Source organism: Vibrio sp. 10N.222.52.C12 (assembly GCF_041474215.1).
Taxonomy (GTDB): domain Bacteria; phylum Pseudomonadota; class Gammaproteobacteria; order Enterobacterales; family Vibrionaceae; genus Vibrio; species Vibrio crassostreae_C.
On the sequence record NZ_JBFRTR010000047.1, the window covers coordinates 1 to 22,381 of the forward strand.

Genomic DNA, 22,381 nt, shown 5'->3' on the forward strand with positions numbered 1-22,381 from the left:
TCAATGGCTTCTTGATAACTGATCTGAACCAGTAGTTTTGGACACTGCGTTAAGTGAGTACAATCACTAACGAGGTGAACCATGACAAACAAGAAGAAACGTATTCTCCACTCTCCTGAATTCAAAGCCGAAGCTCTGAGGTTAGCAGAGAAAGTAGGTGTAGCTGCCACCGCAAAGCAGCTCTCGCTACATGAATCTCAAATCTACGGCTGGCGTAAAGCTGCAACGAAAGACCCCAATTCTAGCCAAAGAGAAAAAGATCTTGCCGTTGAAGTTGCCAAACTTAAACGACAACTGGCCGAACAAGCTGAAGAGCTAGATATTGTAAAAAAGGCCGCCACCTACTTCGCGAAGAATCTAAAATAGATTGCTACGAATTTATGCTCGAGAACATGGTGGACTTTAGCGTTTATCGCATGGCCAAGGTGTTCTCGGTCTCCCGAAGTGGGTTTTATTATTGGATCAAGCATCGCTATAAAGACAACTTGCGTCTACAAGCTCGACACGTGTTGGATGAAAAGGTGAAGGAAGCTTTCGAAAATAGCAAAGGCAGAGATGGTGCAAGACGTATTCAGGTTGAGTTAGCTGAGAATGGGAATAAACATAATGTTAAGACCATCGCAACCAGTATGAAGCGCCAGAGTTTGGTGGCGAAAGCAGCCCGCAAATTTAAATGCACAACGGATAGCAACCATAAAATGCCTGTAGCACCAAACATACTCGAACAGGATTTCACAGCGAGTGCTCCTAACCAGAAGTGGGCGGGCGACATCACCTACATAGCAACGAGTGAGGGCTGGCTTTACTTAGCGGTTGTTATTGACCTGTACTCACGGCAGGTAGTCGGTTGGTCTATGGGGACACGAATGACAGCGACTCTAGTTTGTGATGCATTGTCGATGGCCTTATTCCGTCGTGGCTTCCCAGAGGATGTAATTATTCACAGTGATAGAGGAAGCCAATACTGCTCTAAAGATTATCGTGAACTCATAACTGCTTATAATTTAAAGCAAAGTATGAGTAGAAAAGGAAATTGTTGGGATAATGCCTGCGTAGAGAGTTTCTTTCACTCGATGAAAGTTGAAGCGATCCAATATGAGCCGATCATGACTAGAGACACTATGCGTCAAACGATCTTTGAATATATTGAGGTTGATTATAACCGAACAAGAAGGCACAGTGCTCTTGGGTATCTAAGCCCAATTAACTTTGAACAACGAAATGTCGCTTAATGTAGTGTCCAGTCCTGCTGGAGCAGATCATAAAAATAGAGACCGTCAATTTCCCTCGGTAATTAAGCGAATGACAAAGTCGCTTGGTAGTTACGATACGACAGAATCGCTTGGTGATCACAGTGCCTTAGTGCGACTACTCTAAAACACTTCTGCCCCAAAAACATTTAGATTAAATACTCTACACAATTTAGAGGGCGTGCGTTTACCCTACTAAAACTTATTCGATTGAGTTGATAACCGTTCATTCTCGTCATTAGGCGACATCTTGCAATCTAACTTCCCTTCATGTGTCATAACTTATTGATTGTCAGTTGAGTTAATATTAAAATGATGGCATTGCCGAAAGATGAAAGACGACAATTTGTCGCCTAATAAGCGTTATAAGCTTTGGTCGAGAGAGGTCAAATGACAATAGTAGAGCAAATAGTTAATCGAGAAATTGAAGCTGTAATCGTATATGAGTCTAGTGATGTTATAGCCTTCGCTGATCATGATCCTATTAACTTTGGACACATACTGATCTGCCCAACCTACCCTTACGAAAGTTACATTGAATTACCAGACCAAGTTCTTACAGAAATTCAATCGGTGGCCAGAGACCTCTATCAACGTATTGAGCGAACTTTTGAACCAGATGGTATATCTTTTATTCAAAATAACGGTAAATTCAATGAGCTTTCACATTACCATCTCCATATTTTTCCTAGGTTTAATGGTGACAAATTTGGGTGGAAAAGTAGTGAGATTGGAGTTCAAAGCATAGAAAAACTGCGCGAATCTCTGGCACGCTTATAACAAATAAGGATAAGTGTCGCCCAGCCGACACTTTATCTGGTTGTTGAACAAGCCCGTCACGGTGACACCTTTATTAGTAATTTGCTCAGTCTGAGCAAGAGGGGTTTAGGCTCCCCTCGCGTCTTCAAGCCGAATGAAGCCATTGAGCCGATCATTGACGATCTGCCCAAGCCGATAGTTGTCCTGTGTCTCTTTTACGTGTTAGACCTCCGCGGTGTTCATTGCACCATTATCCTTATAAGCGAGCACCTTTCGGCTCGTCAGCTGGCTAGCTCGGTCGGGTGATCCCAACGCACACCATTTCGTGCTCGCAACAAGGGCACGTTCGTACGGCTTTGCTGCGCACAGGGAGAGACGTTAGCATCGGACAGATCCACTGTGGTGCCAGCAAGAGTAAGATAGCCAGCCTTAACCGCCTCGCATTGCCATGCATAAATCCATAGTCTCGAACCCGTTGCAGCCCTTTGGGCAGCACGAACGAACTAATGGGGTCAAGTCTTGCCTTTTGCCTAACCATGTTTTCTATACCTGAAGTAATCAGAAAATACAGTGTGCTCCGTAGATCGTAACAAGCTTTTGTCCAGAGGCTTCATAGACCTGAATTTTGACTCGTGGCACTTTCTAACTCAAAAGTGTCTTATTGGCTTCATGAGGTGCATAGTTAAGCACAATACTTTCTGAAATTAACGTTACCATAAGGTATAAAATTCCTGCTATGGCATCTCGTTTAGTGCGTTAATCTGGTGTTTCAAACCATCTATAAAAACATCAACATACCTATTAAAACTCTCATCCATCGGTTTGTCATAGCCATTTTGCCAGCGTAAAATGAAAGAAGCATTCATCATTTGAGGTAGAAAACGAGTTAAGTTTGGATACTCACTATTTTCTACCTTCTTAGCCTCCCCTCTTAACTTAGCTTCCCATTCATCCGCATTATCTAGCGGTAAATGACCGAACTCCATGGTTACGAAACCACACATTGATGCAATTACTGTGTTGTACATAGGGACTATATGAGACGGCGGACAATTTGCATCCAAAAGAGCAGCTATAATTCCATCTAGCAATCTAGGATCTTGATACGCATTTGCCAGAAGTCGCCCTCCTATCAAATCTGCGATGTGGGGATGGTGTTTTACTGCACCTCTGTAGTTTTGGAATAACAGGGTCAACCAGACGTGCCAATCCAGGTTACCGTAGTTAGGTGTGACACTAGACATCACTGTATTTGCAATTTCACCTAACAGTGTGTTTTTGTTTTTAAAATACCAATAGATAGCTGTTGGATAGGTATCTAACCGTTTAGCTACGTCTCGAATACTAAACGTATCGATTCCTTTCTCCGCAATAAGATTCAGTGCTACCTCGATTATAATTTCCTTAGAGAGAGGTGTTGTATTTGCTTTTCTTTTCATAAAGGTACCGCTATCTATAAAGTACTTGCTAAAGGGAGGTCTGCTTTTTAGACAGATTGAACGAACTTCTAATGTTAAAAGTATCGTAAACAATATTTAATTTGGTAATCAAGCGGCTACCTTTGTCGACTTCTAACACATCGACAACATTAAAAGGTGCAGGTTCACCATTGGCAAGTGTCCAGTCAAAGTAGAACCAGATAGATATCAAATCTGTACAGTCACGAGTTGATTTCCCTTCCATTACGCCCTTCAAGGTTAGCTTTGAACTGCTCGTATCTTCAAACAATTCAGGATAAAAGTCTGCTGCCTTACGTTCACCGTAAAGTGGTGAACTCACCAACGCATCTGGCGTGAAAAGCGATAGTACTTTTTCAATGTTTGCTTCTTCAAGTGCTTCAAGGTATTTGTTTGCTATCGTATTGGCATTCATGATTTTACTCTATTGTTCAGTGTGCAATACTATATTGTACACTGAACAATAATGAGAGCAAGCTTGAGTTTGTAGCTGTTTAATAGAATGAAAGGTGCTGCATTAACAATGAATGCACTCCTGCATTAAATGCATAAACATTTCGCATCATTGACTGTAATTGGAAGGTTTTGTCCAAAAGCTTCTCAGGTGTCGTCTACTCGACCAAAGTGTGGTAAAGCAATAACTAAATAGAGAGTTCAGACAGGATCTCTGTTTTTCATTGCAGTCATTTCAATGACTGTTTTATTGTAAACTACAATTCACTTTAAGATTTTTATAGTAAAATAGTTTTTACTATAATTATTTCTAACCTATTACTTTGACATTTAAATTTTGGTAAATTAATATTTACCTTATTATATTTACGGTAAAGGTTAATTTACTATGGGAAGAGGTAACATTCAGGTTAGCACTGTTGCTAGTGCCGCACTAACTCATTTTGCCACGATGCTTACAATCCAGCGTAAGGAAAAGAAAATCACTGTAGAAGAGACTTGTTCCCGAGTTGGGGTATCTAAGCCCACTATGATAAAGATTCTTAAAGGTGATCCGTCTGTAAGTATCGGACTCTACTTCGAAACTGCTTGGGTATTAGGTGTTCCTTTATTTGAACCCGATGAAAACCAGTTTGCTATTAAACGTAAAACAAATGCGAAAATTGAGGCATTACTGCCTAATCGAGTAAGAAGGAAAAAGGTAATTTTAGATGATGACTTCTAGTAATCAATGCTTCGTTTGGAAATGGCTTAAAGGACAATCAGAGCCTGTGGTAGCAGGTAGACTCACTATTGATGAAACTGGCCAACATTTTACGTACGGTCAGTCTTACTTGAAACGTTCAGATGCAGAACCAATTTACTCAAATGAATTACCGCTTTCTGCTGGTACTAAGGAACCAGTTCAAGGTATGCCTATATTCTCTTGCTTGCGTGATGCAGCTCCAGATGCTTGGGGACGTAGGGTCATTAATTCTCGGTTGATGGGCAAAGACTACGATGCTGAGTTAGGCGAAATGACGTATTTGATGCATTCCGCTTCAGATCGGATCGGTTCTCTCGATTTTCAAGAATCGGCCACTGAGTATTTTGATCGTTCTACTGATGCGGCAACTCTTGAAGAATTATACAATGCGTCTGAAATCGTCGGTCAAGGTAAGGAAATCTCTTCGGATTTGGATAGAGCACTTATGCATGGTACATCCCTCGGAGGTGCTCGCCCGAAAGCGATGATCACTGGTAATGAAGCTAAGTATATTGCTAAGTTTTCAGCATCAAATGATACTTACGAAGTTGTACAATCAGAATACGTAGCAATGAGGCTTGCCAAGTTAGCAGGACTCAATGTTGCCGAAGTTATTTTTGAAAAAGTATTAGGAAAAGATGTTCTTCTTGTAAGACGCTTTGATAGAGCGTTAGTTGGTGACGTTTGGTGTCGTCGCTCAATGGTGTCCGGGCTGACAGTTTTAGGCTTAGATGAAACATGGGCTAGAGAGGCATCTTACGCAGACCTAGTGAACAATATGAAGCAGTATTGCATCGATTTTACCTCTGATAGCCAAGAGCTATTTGCACGGATGGTATTTAATGTACTGATCGGTAATACGGATGACCATGCTCGAAATCATGCTTTCTTTGTAGAAGGGGAGAAAATATCCCTGTCACCGGCTTATGATATTTGTCCACAAAACCGTACAGGTGGGGAGGCGAGTCATGGAATGAAGATCTTCGAAAATCTTAATTTATCTCTGTTATCACTTTGTATGCAAGCAGCACCAAGTTTCAATATTAAGGCTGAAAAAGCAGAAGAAATTATTAGGTTTCAAATTTCTACGATTACCCAAGAGTTTGAATCCGTGTGTAACGAAGTAGATGTCCCTGAAGTTACGCGAAAGTTACTTTTCAAACGTGTGATATTGAATAACTACATATTCAATGAAATGGAACATTTAAAGCCGCAAGATGGTCATTAAGTAGAATACATGGAATATCTAAATAAACAATGTCCGTACGACATGATGGGTTTTGTCGCAAAGTTTTGCGTTGTCGGTAAAGATTTACTCAATCTTTACCTAATACTCTGAATCTCAATGTTTAAAGGTTGCCACTTCCCCTCTGAAGTTATTCTCGAAACCGTACGTTATTATCTCGCCTATAAACTCAGTTATCGTGAAATTGAAGAGATACAATTGGAGCGCGGAGTCGTTGTGGATCAGGCCACTATTAATCGTTGGGTTATCAAATTTACGCCAGTATTAGAGCACAGAGCGAGGTGTAGAAATAAGCCCGTATCTGGCTCGTGGCGAATGGGTGAAACCTACATCAAAGTCTTTGCGCTCAAAAACATAGCGTCTGGAGCGCTTTATCTTTTGATAAACGCGATCAACTGCTGTCATTTGAACCTCCTAACTTTCATACGTGTTCGTAATATAACGCAACCTTATTATGACAGGAAGAAATACGGCAAACTCAAAGGGGATAATACGGCAAAAATAACGAATAAATATTATTAACCTATTGTTTTATAATAATCATTTCAAGGTCATTAAAAATGACCTTTCTAAAATCAACACTCCAACCTTACTATGAGTCTATCCCCTCAGAGATGTTCAGAGCCTCCTCAATTTCTACGCCTAAATAGCAAATGGTATTATCCAACTTAACATGGCCAAGTAATAGTTGCACAGCGCGAATGTTTTTGGTTCTCGCCTAAATTAACGTCACCTTGGTACGGCGCATCGAGTGGGTACCATAGAGATAGGGATCGTAGCCGAGTTCCGTTACCCAGCGGAAAATGATGGTGGCGTAGCTGCTACAACTAATTGCTTTACCCTGCCTTCGAGGACTTGGGAAAATAGAGTCTGGTGCAGAGAGTTGGCTGTGCAGTGCGTGAAGTGAGCTCAAACTGTACCCCTCTGGCTGTAAAGCACGCGATCTTGAATCGCACCACCAGAAGAGATATCCCTCACTTTCATTCTAAGTAAGTCACAAGAACGTAACTTGCAATCGATAGCGAGATTGAGCAAGGTCGATTTCAAGCCTAGTGCGAATTCGCCAGATATCTTCAAGCTTGAAGGACTTTTTCTGCCCTGTTAGATGACCTTTCTTCGTCCACATAATTGACCTCCAATCTAAACCAGCTCATCTGCATACGCAGGTAATTATATAAAAAGTACTGCATTTAACTCTCAAGGAACCACTATGCCTAGACCTAAACGCGCGTCCGGCAACCACTTTACCCGTGGCGGACAAATTACTTTTCACTCCATTCGGATGTTCTTTCAAGTCAACAACACCTTAGTCTACGCCGCCATTTGGTCGGTGATAGCACTCACTGGTGTTCTAACCTGGCTACGCGCTCCTGATAACGCCTTTTGGTCTGTGTTCTACTACTGGCGCAATCATATCTATGCCAGCTTTGGGCACGATCTTAACAGCGAAGTCACGACTTTCTGGAGCGGGAAACGCTACGTTGGTACGCTCGCCTCCCAACTGGAAAACACCCAACTCATCGACCTCTACGATAACGTGATACACCAAATACAAATCAACTTCTTAATTGCCATCGGTATTGCCTTCGCTATTTTGATGCTCGCCATGAGTTTCTTTAAACGACAAGGCGAAAAGCAAAGTGAAGATTTCCACGTTCGAGGCTTTCAATACGCCGAACCCAAAGTGCTCACAAATGATTTGAAAAAACGGGCAAAGAAACTCAAGAAACAGGGTGTAGGCAACGGACGAATTTCTGATTTCAAAGTGGATGGGCTGGCCTTATTTAAACGTGAGTTTGAAGTGCAGCACATGCTGATTGACGGCACCACAGGGGCCGGTAAATCCGTCATGCTGCGGAAACTGCTGCGCTGGATACGCAAACGTGGGGATAAAGCGATTATTTATGATAAAGGCTGCACCTTTACCAGTAAGTTCTTTGACCCTAGCCAAGACACCTTACTCAACCCCTTCGATGAACGCTGCGCCAATTGGGATGTCTGGTGCGATGCAAAAGAAGCCCCTGACTTTGAAAATATCGCCAGCGCCCTTATCCCGCAGCATGGCGAAGGTGACCCATTCTGGGTCGACTCCGCCCGGACTATCTTTTCAAGTGCGGCGTATCGCATGAGCCAAGATGACAAGCCCTGCTCGACCGCAAGGCTGCTTAGCCTGATACTCACGTCTGAACTTGAAACCCTGGGTAATTTCCTGCAAGGCACAGAGTCTGCTTCCCTGGTCTCGAAAGACATCAAAAAGACGGCCATCTCCATTAAGTCGGTGCTCGCTACCTACATTAAGAGCCTACGCTTTTTAGATGGCTTGGATGACAAAGACACGAAAGGAGAGCCCAAACGTAAACCGTTTTCTATCACCGATTGGGTACAAGATGACAAACAAAAAGGCTTTTTGTTTTTATCGAGTAACGCGCAGCAACACGCCTCATTGCGTCCTTTGATTTCGACGTGGCTTGCCATTGCTTCTAACGCTATCTTGGGACTCAAAGACGATGAAGACCGCCGCATCTGGGTGATTATGGATGAAATGCCAAGTCTGCATAAACTGCCTGAGCTTGACACCATCATTGCCGAAGTGCGTAAGTTTGGGGGCTGTTATGTGATTGGTCTCCAGTCTTATGCGCAGCTCGTGAAAACCTACGGAAAAAATACCGCGGACGTTATTTTTGATTTACTCAACTCTCGCTTTTACTTTCGCGCCCCATCAGCGCAGATGGCGCAAATCTCATCCAAAGATTTGGGTGAGCAAGAGGTGGATGTCTCAAGAGAGCACATTTCTTACGGTGCAAATGCACTCCGTGATGGGGTATCGATTGGCCACCAGACGGTGACACGACCGGTTATCTCTAGCAGTGAAATCCAAGCCATGGATGATTTGCAATGTTACCTTCGCGTACCAGGAAGCAGCTTTATCACTCGACTGGATTTGCACTTTGATAAGATGCGAGATGTGACACCGGCCTTTATAAAACGTGATTACACCCCATCGCCCGCCATGACCAAAGCGTATCAAAAAGCGATTTACTTTGAGTGTGTCGCCCCAGGTATGCTCCTCAACGAAGAAGAGCGTAACGCACTCACAGAAATCCAAGCCAAGCAATTTGAAACGCCGGAAGAGATGAAGCTGGAAACCGACCAAATCCAACAAGCACAACGAAGTGAGACAGTCAAAGCGTTAGCCAGCAAGGAGTCGGAAAAGCTCAAATCAGACAATGCCCCTCAAGATCGCGCGCATCAAGAGCTCGACGAGTCGGCGATATCTCAAGATATCGAGATGGAAGCGGGCGATATGGTTGAATAGCGCATCAAATAGTCGATAGCCACACAAGACAGAAATAGGTCATTGCAAACCAAATGTATTAGGTATTTTTATGTTACCGAGTTTGTCTACATTAATCTTCGAGACCTTGGTCGTCTCACTCTTATTTTTTGCACTTTGTTTTATGCAGATCACCGAGAGTCAATTTCAGTGGACGCAACTTTTCATCGCGTCCACTGGCTTTTTATCACTGTATGGTTTGAAGCGCATCGTGGTTTTTTTGTTAAAAAACGCCCCAACACTCCTCACTACATCGTACTCACCTTTGCAGTATTCGCTTTACTCCTGAGCATCAGCATGAAGTACTCGTTATTTGGTTTATTGAATTCGATAGGCCTGACTTTCATGTACTTGGCACCCAGCGTGTCAAAAAGTGCACTGACTCAATCTTAGTCATGACTAGATATTTAGTTATAGTGCACCATAACGTAAGCCCTATCATTGATGAGATTCATTAAAGGAAAATCGATGAAAAGCGTAACGCCCCATAGAGACGACACCCTAGGGCCTCATCATCTCGAATAATCACTCAACCACTCTTCCAAGCCTTGCAATGGCAAGGCTTTTTTACGTTCATTCATCAAGGAATTACCATGTCAAATAAGACCCTCTTTAATTCTGACCATCTACCGATATTAAAGAAACAATTACACACTATATTCGATCAACTTACCTTCGCTGAAATCATTCAGGGCAACGCCACCGAAAAAAACACATGGTTATCGATTTGCGCTCAAGCGGTAGGTTATGGCGACTGGGACGACTTAAAAGCGCAAGCAGTCACGCACCACGAGCCAACCCACAACATTCTATTTAACCAAGCATCCATCATTCCTTTCATCCAAAGTGTCAGAGTCAGCTTGGGGGAGCACATCGACAATATTGAAGGCTTTACCCATGTCATACTAAGAAACTTAACTACCGAAGAGTTAAACGCCATGAATGGCAATAAAGAAGAGCTTCCCCCCCTACCCAAAGCGCCAACGTCCTATACGTTAGAATTAGGACCGAATACGGCCTATGCCCGCGACCTTTTAGATTGGCTGTGGCCAAGAACAAAAAATTACCAAGTAGACCCTATCAACACTCAGTATCTAGCGCACATGAAAGAAAAGCGAATGAGCTTGAGCAAGTCTCAAGCAAAAGAGCGCGCTTTGGATGTTTACCCACACTCTGGCATGCTAATCAGAGACATCTTAGAGCAACTGATTTCAGAAAATTACCTAGAACTCAACGATGATCAAAGGTGCGTCACTTTTACTCGCAAAGGTCTTAATTATCTCAACGGAAAAATGACCCACGAATATGACGACCAATGGAAAGAATGGTTTAAGGCATTTGCAGCGCATCTCAAAAAAATCCCATACCGATACATCAAGATAGATTGGACACCCTATATCGATTTATATGCCCGGGGCATGTCACCCATTGAGGCGGCAAAAAGTCTTGAATGGTCAGAATGCTACACTCAAGCACACTCAGAGATCCAATCGGCCATTAAACACCAACTCGACATCCATCTGCCTCTATACCCCAAGGAACGATACCTTCAATTTACGCCTAGAATATTTCTGACACCTGAGCTGACCAGCAACAAGGTAACAGACATTCATTTTGAATTTATAGGTCCCGATTGGGCGAAACCAAACGGCAATCCAAAAACAAAGCGCTTTTGGCCAAACAAACGCTACGTGTCTGTTTATTTAGATACCTCCCCCAAAAGTCGAGGTTGGTATGCCGTCATTCCCGATGAGGTTGATTGTTTTCAAGTGAGCTACAAATGGACAAGCCGGTCCCATTCTTTTTCAAGCGTCACCCATCATATGACTTACCAGTTAGAGCCAAATATAGAGTGTGCTCAAGATTGGCTGTATGGCAATGAGTGCATGAAGCATTCTGATTCTTCGAAACCAGCAATGGCCGCCGATGAATATAGCTTTAACCGTCTAGAATGCCTGACTCATGGCAAGCATTTAACCAAGGAAGAAATAATAGCGTTAGACCGATTTAAAGCGGGCATTACGTCCATTCACATTGATGAAAATGGCGTCACCATTCACGAAGAAAGAACGTTAACCGCTAGCAATTCATTTGCTTGTGTTGGGATCATTTTGTAACCGCAGTAACAGCACCCACCACTCAATTCATCGCCATCATTGGTGATTGGCATTACACAAGGGAACACCGTCATGCTTTCTATCAGCCCTCTTAAATCCGCTTCTGGCGCTGCAAAGTACTACCTAAGCGAAGAAACCCCCAAAGACCTACCTGACGTCTCTTTAGAAAAAGATGCCGGTGATAACTATTACCTCAAAGAAAAAGACCAAGAAGAAAACACCTTCTGGCATGGCAAGCTGGCCATCGAAGCGGGACTGGCTGGCAAACCCGTAGAGCAAGCCACCTTAGAATCGGTCCTCTCAGGCAGTCTTGGTGATGAAACTATTAAAGGGAAAAGGGGGAAACACAAATCAGGCTTCGACCTGACGTTTTCTGCGCCTAAATCCATCAGTGTTCTCGCGCTTATTGGCGGGGACACCCGCCTAATAGAAGCGCATAACAACGCAGTGAAGTTCGCCTTAACAGAGCTTGAAAAAGACGTTGCACAAGTCAAAGTCACTCATAAGAAAGGCGTTCAAGAATACGAAAATACGGATTCGATGATATTTGCGGTCGTGCGCCACAAGACCAGCCGTGAAAACGACATGCAAGTGCACTCGCACGCTCTCGCAGCTAACATGACTCGAGACCAAGAAGGGGATTTACGCGCTTTATCAACCAGCTTAAAACAAAAAGGGGGCGTCATTAACGGCACAGGCGAGCGCATCTACAACTTCCAAAAATACTACGGTATCTTGTACCAGAGCCAATTAGCTAAGGAGGCAGAAACCCTCGGTTATTCCACGCGAGGCGTCGGCAACGGTCAGTTCGAAATCAGCGGTGTCCCTCAGCCTATTCTTGATGCATCGTCCACTCGCAAACAGCAAATTGATCAACGCACACTCGATTTAGGCTTTGACTCTCGCGCCGCGCGAGATGTCGCGACCCTCGACACTCGTAAAAGCAAAACCCACCAGAGTAACGACAACCTCAACAAACAGTGGCAAAGCACCGTAAAAGACCAAGGGTATGAACCCGCAGAGCTTGTCACCATGGCGCAACAAGTAAAAGAAGCGCAAAACACCCCACCACTTGGTGAAACCAAAGCCGCCATCAGCAGAGCCATTGACCATCTAGGGCAATACAGCACCGCGTTACACCTTGAAAAAATCATTGAACTCACCGCCTCAGAGTTCACCAAAGGCGGCGTGCAACTCAACGCCCTTGATATCAAAAAAGTCGCGGATGAAATGATTAAGCAGGGCGACTTGATAGGACTCAGTCACAAAGGGCAATACACCACCAAAGGCTTAATTGATAACGAACAAGCGCTTATCGACAGCACCCAAGGTCGTGCGCATCACATGCGCACCCACGTTGAATCCAGCACGCTCAACAAGCTCGCTATCTCTGAAAACCAGCAGCGTATACTGACCGACCTGTACCACTCCACCAAACAGTTCCACGTGGTCAATGTGCATGGCTCATCACAAGATATTGCGCAGCAACTACTCAATGTAGGTAATCACAGCGGTAAACGTGTCCAATTGGTCTCCCAAAGCGTGAAAGCCAAGGCTGATAGCATGGAGAGCGTACAGCGCAAAAGTCAAACACTCAGCGCTTGGGTTGGTCAGCTCTTTTCAGAAGAGCAGCGCCACACCACCCACAGCTTATTGCAAAGCGATACGCCGCTGACCAATAAAGATGTCTTGCTCATCGATGACGCCAATAAGATGAGCGCCAATGAATTGTTGGCCCTCACCGATAAAGCCAAACAATCGAGCAGTAAAGTGGTGATGCTTAACCGCGTATCAAGCCGTCAGGGATTTAAAGCCAATAACGCTATCTCGCTGTATCAAAAAGGCAATGTGGAGAGTCATTCTTGGGTTGGCAAGCGAGCCAGCAACACCAACGTAAAACTGCATGACAATGATACCGATAGGATAGCGCGGGTGTACGCCGACCTCCCCGATAAAGCCAACACGCAAGTGATTGCCACTTCCAGCGTCGAGCAGCGGCGGTTAACCGAAGCGATACGGGGCCAGCTCAAAAATACCGGCGCCCTCGCCAGACACGAAACCACCCTATTCACTCAAACCCCTCACCACCTCTCTAAAGCGCAACAACCCCTCGTTCAACACTACAAACCAGGCATGACACTCACCCATTGGGAGAAAAACAAACCTCAGAGTTTTGTCATCGCCAGTATCGACAAAGAGAGCAACACCATGACCGCACTCAGCAAACGCGATGGACAATCACACACCTTTGACCCGTCCAGTCGCGCCTTTAAGCACATGAAGATGCAAATCAATAAACCGCAAAGTCTCAATATCGCCCAAGGCGAACGCCTTCAAACGCTAGGCAAACACTTCCCTGCTGGCTTGGACGCGAACCAAAGCTACCTTGTCACTCACATTGACAAAGAAAGCCTCACGCTTGAGAGCAAAGGGGAAACGCAGCGCGTCAACTTAGAGAGCCTAAAAGACGCGCCGCTGCAATACGACTACGTTCATAGCGCCCACCATATTGAGCCAAAAGCCCATACTTTACTGTCTGGCAAAGCGTTTACCCTATCTAAGCCCCTGATAAACGACCTGACTGAAAAAACAGAGCGCCTTGATATCTTCACCGACAAACCAGAAAAAGCCCAAAGCGCACTCGAAAAAGAACAGGTCTCCCCTTCGGCCATTGAGCGCGTATTACAGACGCAAAACGTCAACGACCGCTACCTAAACGATGCCACCCAAGATTGGCTAAAGCAGGATGTCAGTCAAGCGCTGTCAGCACTCGCGCAAGCGCAAAACGCCCCACTCATCGAAAAAGCGGTCAGCTTTGCCCTGAACCACCTCTCAGAGCGAGAAGCGGCGTTTAGCCAAAAAGCCTTAGTGGTGGAAGCGGTGCGTTACGCCTTTGAAGAAGCAGGAGGCTCTATTACCAAAGAGCAGGTTGAAACAGAGCTGACTAAACGCAGCGACACCCTCTCTGCAGAGTACAGTGACGGCACACGCTGGACGACGCAAGCCGCGCTAGAAACTGAAAAGCGCATCCTGCAAAACATCGATGATGGTAAAGGCCAACATCAACCTTTTGCAACGCCTAAGCAGGTGCAAGACTTTCTCGATACCAAGCCTCGCCTAACCCAAGGGCAAAAGGACGCCATCACCCTTATCTCAACCACCAAAGACAGCTTTGTGGCCATCCAAGGGTTAGCCGGCACAGGTAAGTCCACCCTGCTTGAATCCAACATTGAATTTATCCAGTTAGTGAAAGAAGCCAGCCAGCAACCAGAGCAAAGCGTCATCGGTCTTGCGCCCACGCACGCAGCGGTAGCAGAGCTCGAAAGCAAAGGCGTGAAAGCGCAAACGCTAGACAGTTTGCTCTCTGACATCCGACAAGGCAATCGAGAAGCCAGTGACTATCAACACACCTTGTTCTTTCTCGATGAAAGCTCCATGGTCAGCAATAAGCAAGCCGATGAGTTCACAAAGCTGGTCAATGACAGTCAGTCCAAAACAGCCAAATTGGGCGATAAAGAGCAGCTTTTATCACTCAGTGCCGGTAAACCCTTTGAGCTGGCCATAAGCCAAGGCCGCATCGATACCGCTTACATGACCGATATGGTACGTCCACAAAATGACACCCTGCACAATGCACAGCAAAACACCATTGATAAACAGCCACTCAGCGCCCTAGATAAACTCCAGCAGCAAGCCCCTGATACTCAAAGCAACAGTCAACATGTCATTTCCACGTTGGATGAAAACGACAAAGACCGACGCAGAGCGCAGCTCACCGCCACAGAGAAGCTGCCCTACATGGTCGCCAAAGACTATTTAGAGCGCACCCCCGAAACGCGAGACAACACACTGATTATCGCGTACACCAACCAGGAGCGAGACACCATCACCGAATACATCCGTGTCGGTTTGATGAAACAGAGTGAGTTAGGCAAAGAGAACGTCGTCGCAACCCGGCTACGCTCAATCGGCGCCACGGGTGAAGAGCTCACTACCATGATGCCGTATCAAAAAGGCTTGATATTGAGCACCAGACCCGGTGAGTACGCGACAATCACTCACGTTGACTCAGAGCATGGCGTGGTGACACTTCAAGACGCAGCGACAGGTAAGACTAGGCCATTCTTACCGCGCAACCGCGACCACCGCTTCACCACCCTGTTCTCTGCGTCAGAAAAGCCACTTTCGACGGGCGATAAAATCATCACGCGCTTTACCGATAAAAGTCGTGACATCAAAGCCAACGTCGAATACCGCATCACGCAAGCCAATGAGGAAGGCATCAAAGCGCAATCCAAAACAGGACAAGCGCTCACCATTAACCCCAACGAGCTTAAAGACGGGCATTGGGACTACGCTTACAGTCGAACCGCAGACATGGCGCAAGGGTCCACCTATCAACACGTCATTAGCGCGATACAAAGCAAAGGCGCACTGACCAACTTAAGACGCGCCGGTATCGATGTCACCCGTGCCAGTCAGCACATTCGCCTCTATACCGACAACACCAAACAACTGGTCAAAAGCTGGCTCTCTAAAGAAAGCCATAAAGCCAGTGCAATAGAAACCCTCAACCAAACGCCCCCCAAAGACACCACCTACTTTAACCGAAATGCCCTCCCTCACGAAGACGTTCGGTTCCAAAATAAAAGCGGTGACTTTGACTACAACACATTTAGGGAGCACATCAATACGCAGCTACCAAAATACACCGAAAGCCTCGCCATTCAGTTATTAGGCCAGCCGAATCAATCCAAATCAGACCGGGATTATTTAACCTTTGGCCTTGGAAAATCGGCGATTAAAGTGACCCTAACTGGAGAATATCGTGGGTATTTTAAAGACTACACCACAGGCGAAAAAGGCGCATTGATTAACCTTATAATGAGTCATAAGGAAATGAACTATAAAGCCGCGATGAATGAAGCGCACAAGATGCTAAACGAACCGGACAGATATCAATTGGAGGAAAACAGTCAACACGACAAATTACTGAGCACCACACCTAGGCATATTGCGCAGTTTGAAGAACGGGCTAAAGATTATATCAATCAAAGCTTACCGATGGATAACACACTGGCCCAAACCTACTTAAACAAGCTCGGTGTCAATAACATTGAAAATAACCAGGTTAAGTTCCACCCAGCGGTCTATTCATCCGAAGATAGATCTCTTCATCCTGCGATGTTAACCAACATCCACAATAAAGAAGGTGAAACTAAAGCCATTGAAGTGACCTATTTAGACACTCAAGGCAATAAAGACACCTCCCTAGACATTAATCCAAGAACCCTAGGCACAAAGTCCAAACAATTAACCCAATTCCATCAAGGAGAGAATTTAAACACCACCATCATCAGTACCTCAATTGAACACTCGTTTTTAATTCGAGACCAAACCCAAGGGCAGATTGACATTATCAACGTCAATCACAAGAACGACATTCAAAACATCTCCATCGATGAACTGAGACAGAACATCATTATTGTATTAAATCACGGCAACCACGATTTAAACCCGAACAACATTGAGAAAATCGTCGAGAACTTTAATGGACGAGACATTCAATTCATGTCAGACGATAATCTTAAAGAGGACATTAAATCGTGCATTAACAAATTAGAGCGAGATAACAGCGCACATAACATTGAATTAAATGAGACGCACACTTCTCATCAAGAGAGCGAATTAGACACCCTCAACTATAATGAGAAAAAAGAAACCGACAGCCAATCACTCGACCACTTTGAGCCAAAAGAATATTCACCTCAACAAGAGATGGAATTTAATCACTCAGAGAAAGAGAGTCAGTGGGAAGACAGAGAAATCGACAGAGAGTTAGAGCGATAATAAAAGGGTAGCCAATGGCTACCCTTTTTTTTCGCCTTCAAGATATTCATCGACGCTTTTATCAACCAAAGCGGTGTTGGATTTTCTTTGCTCAATCGAATCCGCTTTATTCTTATAATACCCCTCCCCATCAAAGCTATGCGCCAAATTTAAATTTAGCACGCCTTGTACCTGCCTAACTCTACGATACGTTTCTTCCATCAACTCACGGTTCGACGGCCTTTCATCGTCACTGTCATTCAGTTTGATACGCAACGCCAAGGTAAAAAGCTGACGAGTTGCCTCGGCATCACTTAACTTTTCTCTGTCTCTGAACTTCTTAAAATCTTGCTCTAGCTTCCCTCGAAGGGAGCTTTGTAAAGGGTAAGAACGTGACATAATTTAGCTTTTTCTCCTCAATGAATGTCAATGAAGCCCACCTTTAAGCCTCAATGAAATCCAATAAATTCTCAATGTAAACCCATTGTACTTAGTTTTGAAAAAACCGCTACAACCTTACCGATAAAGGGATAAATAACAATTTAATTAAATCCCATTGAATTTAGATTGAAATCACCACAATCCCTTACACAGAAAGGCGCCAATGATAATTCAATGTAATTACATATTTTCACACTGGGATTTCAGCGGCTAATTAGTTGAGATTTTGAAAATTTTTTCACGCTCTATTTCGCCTCCACTATTAAGCATAAGTCATTGTCTTTATAGGTTTTAAATTCATCACAGACAATCATTTAAATCGTTTACGATTTAGCGTGGTGTGTGGTCACCAACTCAACTAACCAACAACTCAGAACGAATGATCTGAGTTCCTTAATCAAAGCGACGGGAAAAACTGACAGCGAAAGACAAAAGCCGACCAGGTGGCGAATGAATCTGACGAACGAGGGATGCGGGGGATCTGGAAATTGAAGGAAGAAAGCGAGAGGAAAAGCTAAAGACCTCGCACCATTATGGTGCAAATCCTTTTATTGAACGTTCATCTTAAAATAAACCGATTGGACTTTTTGGATGTATATTTTTCTGGTGTTCTCGGTGCGTTTGGAAAAACCCGCATTATAAGCGCCGACACTGTTCCAATAATAACCATGACTCGCAAAGTTAGAACTTAATACCCACGCACCTAATGAAACATTAAAACAAGGTTCGTAAATATTGGCTTTATTGACATTAAATTCAGCCAATCGAGGAAACCAAATAGAGTTAATTTGCATGAGTCCAAAGTCACGACTGGTTACTTGACCTTTTTTATTTTTGTTTTCGTTATAAGCATTAGGATCAAGACTGCTTTCAACTTGTGCTATCGCTCGCAGCAAAGCTGGAGCAACATTATAATGTTGTCCTGCTTCATCAAAACAAAACGAATACCCAACACTTGGAAATACCGACAATAATAAGATTGATTTTTTCATAAACTAAAAAATGGAGTCCAAAGGAACTCCATTATATCGCGTGAATTGACGTCATCAATATTCATTCGGGAGCAAAATCGTAGTGCAACTACGATCACGCTTGGTAATTATCCAGACTTGTTCATTACAAATGGTGTAACTGGATAAAACCCGCTCGCCTATCTTGGTGGCTTCATCATTGGTAAGTTTATCTTCAACACAGACATTTCCCCAATCACCATTTTGGTGACGATGTAAGTAAATCGGTAAATTCACACCAATATTGTTATTTAGCAGTTCAGCAATGCCTTGTGTACAAACGACTTGGCCAAGATCAAACGGCACAGCCGTACAAACATAATTTTTTTCTTTTATTTCTTCGTTACCTGATGTAAGATTTTTAATGTTCATTTTATTTACCCCTGTATTTAAATTGAATTTGCCTTGATATTTGATACAGCAAATATCAAGGCGCTTTACTTTTAGCGTTTAAGAAACGTCTTCCGTTTTACGAATGTGATTAAATACCTCATACACTTCATCGTAAGAAATACCATACCCTTCGAGACTTTCGACACAATCACAAATGTCATTGGTATAAAAACACTCGTGATTGAATAGCTCACGGCGAATGATCGCTTTTTTACCATTCTCTTCGATGTCTTCTGCGATCCCTTCTTGAGCAATAGAATCTAAACGGGTCATTAATTGCTTTGCATTATCAACAGGGCAAATTAAACCCATACCTAACGACGCATATTTCACGCCCTCTTTTTTTGCTTCATCGAACTGTTTAGTGGAAAAGGCAAAAAATGCCCCTGCTTCATTAAATGCTAGCGTTTGTTTGTCTTGAACATAGTGGGAGAGATATTTCATGACTTACTCCTGACGTTAATACAAAAATATCCCAGTAATTAAAACGGGCAACGGTGAAACGAAAAGAGGGCTCTCGAAGGGGTTGATACATCCTTCACAATAAAATTGTCAGTTAAGTCCCCTATTTTAAAGTGATGTAAGATACTCTTCTCAACCTCAGCCAGAGTGGATGGGTAGAACTTAGAATCACGCAGAGTAAATCCCGCGATTTTGAGTTCAGCTAAGGTAATATCGCTACACGGCGTAAGAGAAAAGCCGTGCTCTTCTCCCTCTGGACGCTGAGGAATACGCAGTAAAGAGATATCATTTTTTGGTGAGCTTTCGTGCCCAGCGGCGAAACGCTGGTCGCTGAAATTCGATTTAGAGAGAGTTGGGGTTGTATGTTGTTGTGCCATGAGGAGTTTCCTTTCTGTTTGAGTATCACTTTTATGGAGCCGCTTGGCTGTCCACACCTCAAACATGGTTCTTCTCTGCAGGGGCGCGAAGCGTTCATTTACCCTTGCAGAGAAGGTTCTGATTGAGGATGGTTAACAGCCTGCGAGCACCATCAAATGATGCGAGTCGAAAGGGAAATCGGCACATAAGACAGCAAGCCTTTACTCGAACTTAATTGAAATCAGTGAAAGGTAACGAGGAGGCACGACGAGGCGCAGCTACGCAGTAGCGCAGGCGTTCAGGATTGCAGCGATATCCTTTTAGATAGGGGCTGTAGAGAGGCACATTCTGGGGCGGCACGCAGTGACTCACCCGGGTGATGCCACGCTTAGGCCATAGATGAAAGATACAAGCGGAGAGCCTTGCCCGAAGGGTAACGCACAACTCAAGCCTTTATCATGACGCTACGCTTCAAATCAGCCTTAAACCGTTATAATAAAAAAGGCGCCTATCAGCCACAAACCCACAAAGTGACACCATGACAAAGCAATATAATCAAACATCGAGTAAATGGGCGCACTGTGGTACTGAGAGCCGGTTTGACGACCGCTTGCGGTCGAGCCTTTGGCTTAAATTCTTTTAGCGCGAGCGTTGAAGCGATCGAGGACATAACGAGAACAAAAAAAATGCCTCTAGGATAAGAGGCATTTCAGAAAACATATTTGAACATTAAACGTTGATATGACTACCCACCCAAAACGCGGCACCGGCTACCGTCGCAATCATCGCGAAGGCTGTTGCAATAATGAGGTTTTTAAGGGAACTCACTTCATTACGAACCCCCAGGACCTCATTCCTAACCGCTTCGATCTTCTGATCGAGTTCTTTACGCGTATCATTTAACTGCTCTTGAGTGGCAGCATGAGCGGTTAGGTTGATCAGCTCTTCAACGCTTAATGTGACTTTGCTTGATTCAGACATAATAGAAACCTTATTTAATTGTCTTTAGTTTACTGCATTACGTTACCGAAGTCATTCACGCCAGAATAGGCGTGAATGAGAGACATTTTTCACTAACTAATGGTTATATCCAACCACGCTCCGCAAACGACACCACATCTTCAAAAGACACCACGAAGTGATCGAGTACTCGAATATCAACCAAGGCTAACGCGTCAGTCAGTCGTCGAGTAATACGTCGATCGGCTTGGCTGGGTGTGGCATCACCGCTGGGATGGTTATGATAAAAAATGACTGCACTTGCGTTTGTGGCCAGTGACTCTTTGACCACTTCACGAGGGTAAACGGATGCGGCGTCAATGGTGCCGTTAAACATCTCTTTTGTGCGTAAAACCCGATGCTGACTATCAAGAAATATCACCCCAAACACTTCGCTTTCATTGGAAGCGAGTGAAGTCTGACAAAATGATTTCACCAATTCAGGGGAATTGAGTGGCGTCTGCTCTGACACAAACAACTTAGATTTTAAAATGCTCGCGGCATGGTTCAAGATATTTTTTTCTTCGACAGAGAAAAGGCTGTGATTAGAGTAGTTAGCAAGTACAGACATAATAGATCCCTTTTAATATTTAAAGTCGTGATGGGCTGCGCTCAGTCCGTGTTATTGGCCATACAAGCTAGTCAGAAGGTCTTTCGCTCTCGCTTGATGCTTAGCGGTCGTTTCAACGTTTCTCTCTTCTTTTTTCGCGTAGGCGTAATCTTCTCGCATCTGTTTTACCGTCGCCACTCGGTCACATACGCTAATGCTCACCCCTTTTCCTTTCTGGCTTTCCTCCAAGATCAAAGAGTCGGTATAACCAAACTCCTTAAGTAAAATCTCATGCACTTTGACCGCTCGAACGCTCGAATTAAAGTCCGTTGAATTCACCCAGATAAGTCCTTTTGAAACCGTCGCTGAAACAGTCGAACGAACTGCACGTTCAACGACCCAACAGGAGATATCATTTTTTGGTGAGCTTTCGTGCCCAGCGGCGAAACGCTGGTCGCTGAACATCGGTTTAGAGAGAGTTGGGCTTGAGTGTCGTTGTGCCATGAGGAGTTTCCTTTCTGTTTGAGTATCACTTTATGGAGCCGCTTGGCTGCCCCTACCTCAAACAGGGTTCTTCTCTGCAGGGGCGCGAAGCGTTCATTCACCCTTGCAGAGAAGGTTCTGATTTAGGAGGGTCAACAGTCTGCGAGCCCCATCAAATGATGCGAGTCGAAAGGAAAACCGGCACATAAGGCAACAAGCCCTTACTCGAACTTAATGGATGTCAGTGAAAGGAGTGAGAAGGTACGACGAACGGCAACGAGGAAGAATGACGAGGCGCTGGCGTTCAGGATTGCAGCGATATCCTTTTAGATAGGGACTGTAGAGAGGCACATTCTGAGGCGGCACGCAGTGACTCATCAGGGTGATGCCACTCTTAGGCCATAGGTGAAAGATACAAGCAAAAAGCCTTGCCCAAAGGGTAACGCCCAAGTCCACCATAGTTTTAAGGTAGTGAATGGCGTTGTTGCCTAAATCA

18 protein-coding genes and 3 pseudogenes are annotated in these 22,381 nt (G+C 44.3%); 8 read left to right on the forward strand and 13 right to left on the reverse strand.

Annotated elements, in window-relative coordinates; all coding sequences use genetic code 11:
• The first annotated feature begins 81 nt into the window (after positions 1-81).
• Together AB4623_RS08805 and AB4623_RS08810 are read left to right on the forward strand one after the other, a co-directional pair.
• Positions 82-1,232 (forward strand): IS3 family transposase gene (locus AB4623_RS08805; RefSeq protein WP_372146191.1). Its coding sequence is split into 2 segments (ribosomal slippage): positions 82-325 and positions 325-1,232, totalling 1,152 coding nucleotides; the frame shifts between segments, so codons are not numbered across the junction.
• A 408-nt stretch (positions 1,233-1,640) separates the two neighbouring features.
• The gene (locus tag AB4623_RS08810; protein WP_017100563.1) at positions 1,641-2,030 is read left to right on the forward strand and encodes an HIT family protein; all 390 of its coding nucleotides are present in this window, start codon (positions 1,641-1,643) and stop codon (positions 2,028-2,030) included.
• Between the two features lie 713 nt (positions 2,031-2,743).
• Here AB4623_RS08810 and AB4623_RS08815 read toward each other — a convergent pair.
• Together AB4623_RS08815 and AB4623_RS08820 are read right to left on the reverse strand one after the other, a co-directional pair.
• A complete protein-coding gene (locus AB4623_RS08815; protein ID WP_017103707.1) occupies positions 2,744-3,448 on the reverse strand; it encodes a TetR/AcrR family transcriptional regulator in 705 nt (234 codons plus the stop codon).
• Between the two features lie 28 nt (positions 3,449-3,476).
• Positions 3,477-3,881, reverse strand: a complete 405-nt coding sequence (locus tag AB4623_RS08820) for a nuclear transport factor 2 family protein (RefSeq protein WP_017100096.1) — start codon at positions 3,879-3,881, stop codon at positions 3,477-3,479.
• Between the two features lie 426 nt (positions 3,882-4,307).
• Here AB4623_RS08820 and AB4623_RS08825 point away from each other — a divergent pair, with 426 nt between their 5' ends.
• From AB4623_RS08825 to AB4623_RS08835, 3 genes and pseudogenes are all read left to right on the forward strand, one after another.
• Positions 4,308-4,643, forward strand: coding sequence for a helix-turn-helix transcriptional regulator (locus tag AB4623_RS08825; protein WP_017100095.1), 336 nt, complete (start codon positions 4,308-4,310; stop codon positions 4,641-4,643).
• Complete coding sequence (locus AB4623_RS08830; protein WP_017100094.1) at positions 4,630-5,892, forward strand: type II toxin-antitoxin system HipA family toxin; 1,263 nt, start codon at positions 4,630-4,632, stop codon at positions 5,890-5,892. The genes AB4623_RS08825 and AB4623_RS08830 overlap by 14 nt, the downstream gene beginning before the upstream one ends.
• A 117-nt stretch (positions 5,893-6,009) precedes the next feature.
• A pseudogene (locus AB4623_RS08835) lies at positions 6,010-6,249 on the forward strand (IS6 family transposase); the annotation flags it as partial.
• On the opposite strand, the pseudogene AB4623_RS08840 reads toward AB4623_RS08835, so the two are convergent.
• Positions 6,241-6,315, reverse strand: a pseudogene (locus tag AB4623_RS08840) (S-adenosylhomocysteine hydrolase); the annotation flags it as partial. The pseudogenes AB4623_RS08835 and AB4623_RS08840 overlap by 9 nt on opposite strands.
• A gap of 187 nt (positions 6,316-6,502) precedes the next feature.
• Positions 6,503-7,036, reverse strand: a pseudogene (locus AB4623_RS08845) (integrase).
• Positions 7,037-7,120: 84 nt separating this feature from the next.
• Here AB4623_RS08845 and traD point away from each other — a divergent pair.
• From traD to traI, 3 genes are all read left to right on the forward strand, one after another.
• The gene (gene traD / locus AB4623_RS08850; RefSeq protein WP_102258447.1) at positions 7,121-9,226 is read left to right on the forward strand and encodes a type IV conjugative transfer system coupling protein TraD; all 2,106 of its coding nucleotides are present in this window, start codon (positions 7,121-7,123) and stop codon (positions 9,224-9,226) included.
• Between the two features lie 611 nt (positions 9,227-9,837).
• Positions 9,838-11,361 (forward strand): hypothetical protein, encoded by a 1,524-nt coding sequence (locus AB4623_RS08855; RefSeq protein ID WP_372146192.1) that lies wholly within the window; start codon positions 9,838-9,840, stop codon positions 11,359-11,361.
• A 72-nt stretch (positions 11,362-11,433) separates the two neighbouring features.
• A complete protein-coding gene (gene traI, locus AB4623_RS08860) occupies positions 11,434-17,211 on the forward strand; it encodes a conjugative transfer relaxase/helicase TraI (protein ID WP_372146194.1) in 5,778 nt (1,925 codons plus the stop codon).
• A gap of 18 nt (positions 17,212-17,229) precedes the next feature.
• Here the strand turns inward: traI and AB4623_RS08865 are convergent, their stop codons facing one another.
• From AB4623_RS08865 to AB4623_RS08905, 9 genes are all read right to left on the reverse strand, one after another.
• Positions 17,230-17,589 (reverse strand): hypothetical protein, encoded by a 360-nt coding sequence (locus AB4623_RS08865; protein ID WP_016790675.1) that lies wholly within the window; start codon positions 17,587-17,589, stop codon positions 17,230-17,232.
• A gap of 590 nt (positions 17,590-18,179) precedes the next feature.
• Positions 18,180-18,623, reverse strand: a complete 444-nt coding sequence (locus AB4623_RS08870; protein ID WP_017098615.1) for a lytic transglycosylase domain-containing protein — start codon at positions 18,621-18,623, stop codon at positions 18,180-18,182.
• A 54-nt stretch (positions 18,624-18,677) separates the two neighbouring features.
• Positions 18,678-19,013 carry a hypothetical protein gene (locus tag AB4623_RS08875; RefSeq protein WP_017098616.1) on the reverse strand — a complete coding sequence of 112 codons (336 nt, stop codon included), beginning with the start codon at positions 19,011-19,013 and terminating at the stop codon, positions 18,678-18,680.
• A gap of 78 nt (positions 19,014-19,091) precedes the next feature.
• Positions 19,092-19,478 carry a hypothetical protein gene (locus tag AB4623_RS08880; RefSeq protein ID WP_017100396.1) on the reverse strand — a complete coding sequence of 129 codons (387 nt, stop codon included), beginning with the start codon at positions 19,476-19,478 and terminating at the stop codon, positions 19,092-19,094.
• A gap of 38 nt (positions 19,479-19,516) precedes the next feature.
• Positions 19,517-19,873: a hypothetical protein gene (locus tag AB4623_RS08885; RefSeq protein WP_372146197.1), complete on the reverse strand. Its 357-nt coding sequence runs from the start codon at positions 19,871-19,873 to the stop codon at positions 19,517-19,519.
• 709 nt (positions 19,874-20,582) lie between these two features.
• Complete coding sequence (locus tag AB4623_RS08890) at positions 20,583-20,834, reverse strand: hypothetical protein (protein ID WP_016766833.1); 252 nt, start codon at positions 20,832-20,834, stop codon at positions 20,583-20,585.
• Between the two features lie 103 nt (positions 20,835-20,937).
• Positions 20,938-21,423, reverse strand: a complete 486-nt coding sequence (gene radC, locus AB4623_RS08895; protein ID WP_102421255.1) for a DNA repair protein RadC — start codon at positions 21,421-21,423, stop codon at positions 20,938-20,940.
• A gap of 51 nt (positions 21,424-21,474) precedes the next feature.
• Positions 21,475-21,906: a hypothetical protein gene (locus AB4623_RS08900; protein ID WP_102421256.1), complete on the reverse strand. Its 432-nt coding sequence runs from the start codon at positions 21,904-21,906 to the stop codon at positions 21,475-21,477.
• A gap of 210 nt (positions 21,907-22,116) precedes the next feature.
• Positions 22,117-22,381, reverse strand: a 265-nt coding sequence (locus AB4623_RS08905) for a hypothetical protein (RefSeq protein ID WP_372146199.1), incomplete at its 5' end; no start/stop codon positions are given.

Excerpts from the sequence above, each read along its gene's own strand:
- AB4623_RS08815 (WP_017103707.1), bottom strand. The coding sequence starts at position 3,448 with ATGAAAAGAAAAGCAAATACAACACCTCTCTCTAAGGAAATTATAATC.
- AB4623_RS08900 (WP_102421256.1), bottom strand. The coding sequence starts at position 21,906 with ATGGCACAACGACACTCAAGCCCAACTCTCTCTAAACCGATGTTCAGC.
- traD (WP_102258447.1), top strand. The coding sequence starts at position 7,121 with ATGCCTAGACCTAAACGCGCGTCCGGCAACCACTTTACCCGTGGCGGA.
- AB4623_RS08810 (WP_017100563.1), top strand. The coding sequence starts at position 1,641 with ATGACAATAGTAGAGCAAATAGTTAATCGAGAAATTGAAGCTGTAATC.
- AB4623_RS08865 (WP_016790675.1), bottom strand. The coding sequence starts at position 17,589 with ATGTCACGTTCTTACCCTTTACAAAGCTCCCTTCGAGGGAAGCTAGAG.
- AB4623_RS08825 (WP_017100095.1), top strand. The coding sequence starts at position 4,308 with ATGGGAAGAGGTAACATTCAGGTTAGCACTGTTGCTAGTGCCGCACTA.
- AB4623_RS08890 (WP_016766833.1), bottom strand. The coding sequence starts at position 20,834 with ATGTCTGAATCAAGCAAAGTCACATTAAGCGTTGAAGAGCTGATCAAC.
- AB4623_RS08875 (WP_017098616.1), bottom strand. The coding sequence starts at position 19,013 with ATGAACATTAAAAATCTTACATCAGGTAACGAAGAAATAAAAGAAAAA.
- radC (WP_102421255.1), bottom strand. The coding sequence starts at position 21,423 with ATGTCTGTACTTGCTAACTACTCTAATCACAGCCTTTTCTCTGTCGAA.
- AB4623_RS08820 (WP_017100096.1), bottom strand. The coding sequence starts at position 3,881 with ATGAATGCCAATACGATAGCAAACAAATACCTTGAAGCACTTGAAGAA.
- AB4623_RS08855 (WP_372146192.1), top strand. The coding sequence starts at position 9,838 with ATGTCAAATAAGACCCTCTTTAATTCTGACCATCTACCGATATTAAAG.
- AB4623_RS08880 (WP_017100396.1), bottom strand. The coding sequence starts at position 19,478 with ATGAAATATCTCTCCCACTATGTTCAAGACAAACAAACGCTAGCATTT.
- AB4623_RS08870 (WP_017098615.1), bottom strand. The coding sequence starts at position 18,623 with ATGAAAAAATCAATCTTATTATTGTCGGTATTTCCAAGTGTTGGGTAT.
- AB4623_RS08885 (WP_372146197.1), bottom strand. The coding sequence starts at position 19,873 with ATGGCACAACAACATACAACCCCAACTCTCTCTAAATCGAATTTCAGC.
- traI (WP_372146194.1), top strand. The coding sequence starts at position 11,434 with ATGCTTTCTATCAGCCCTCTTAAATCCGCTTCTGGCGCTGCAAAGTAC.
- AB4623_RS08830 (WP_017100094.1), top strand. The coding sequence starts at position 4,630 with ATGATGACTTCTAGTAATCAATGCTTCGTTTGGAAATGGCTTAAAGGA.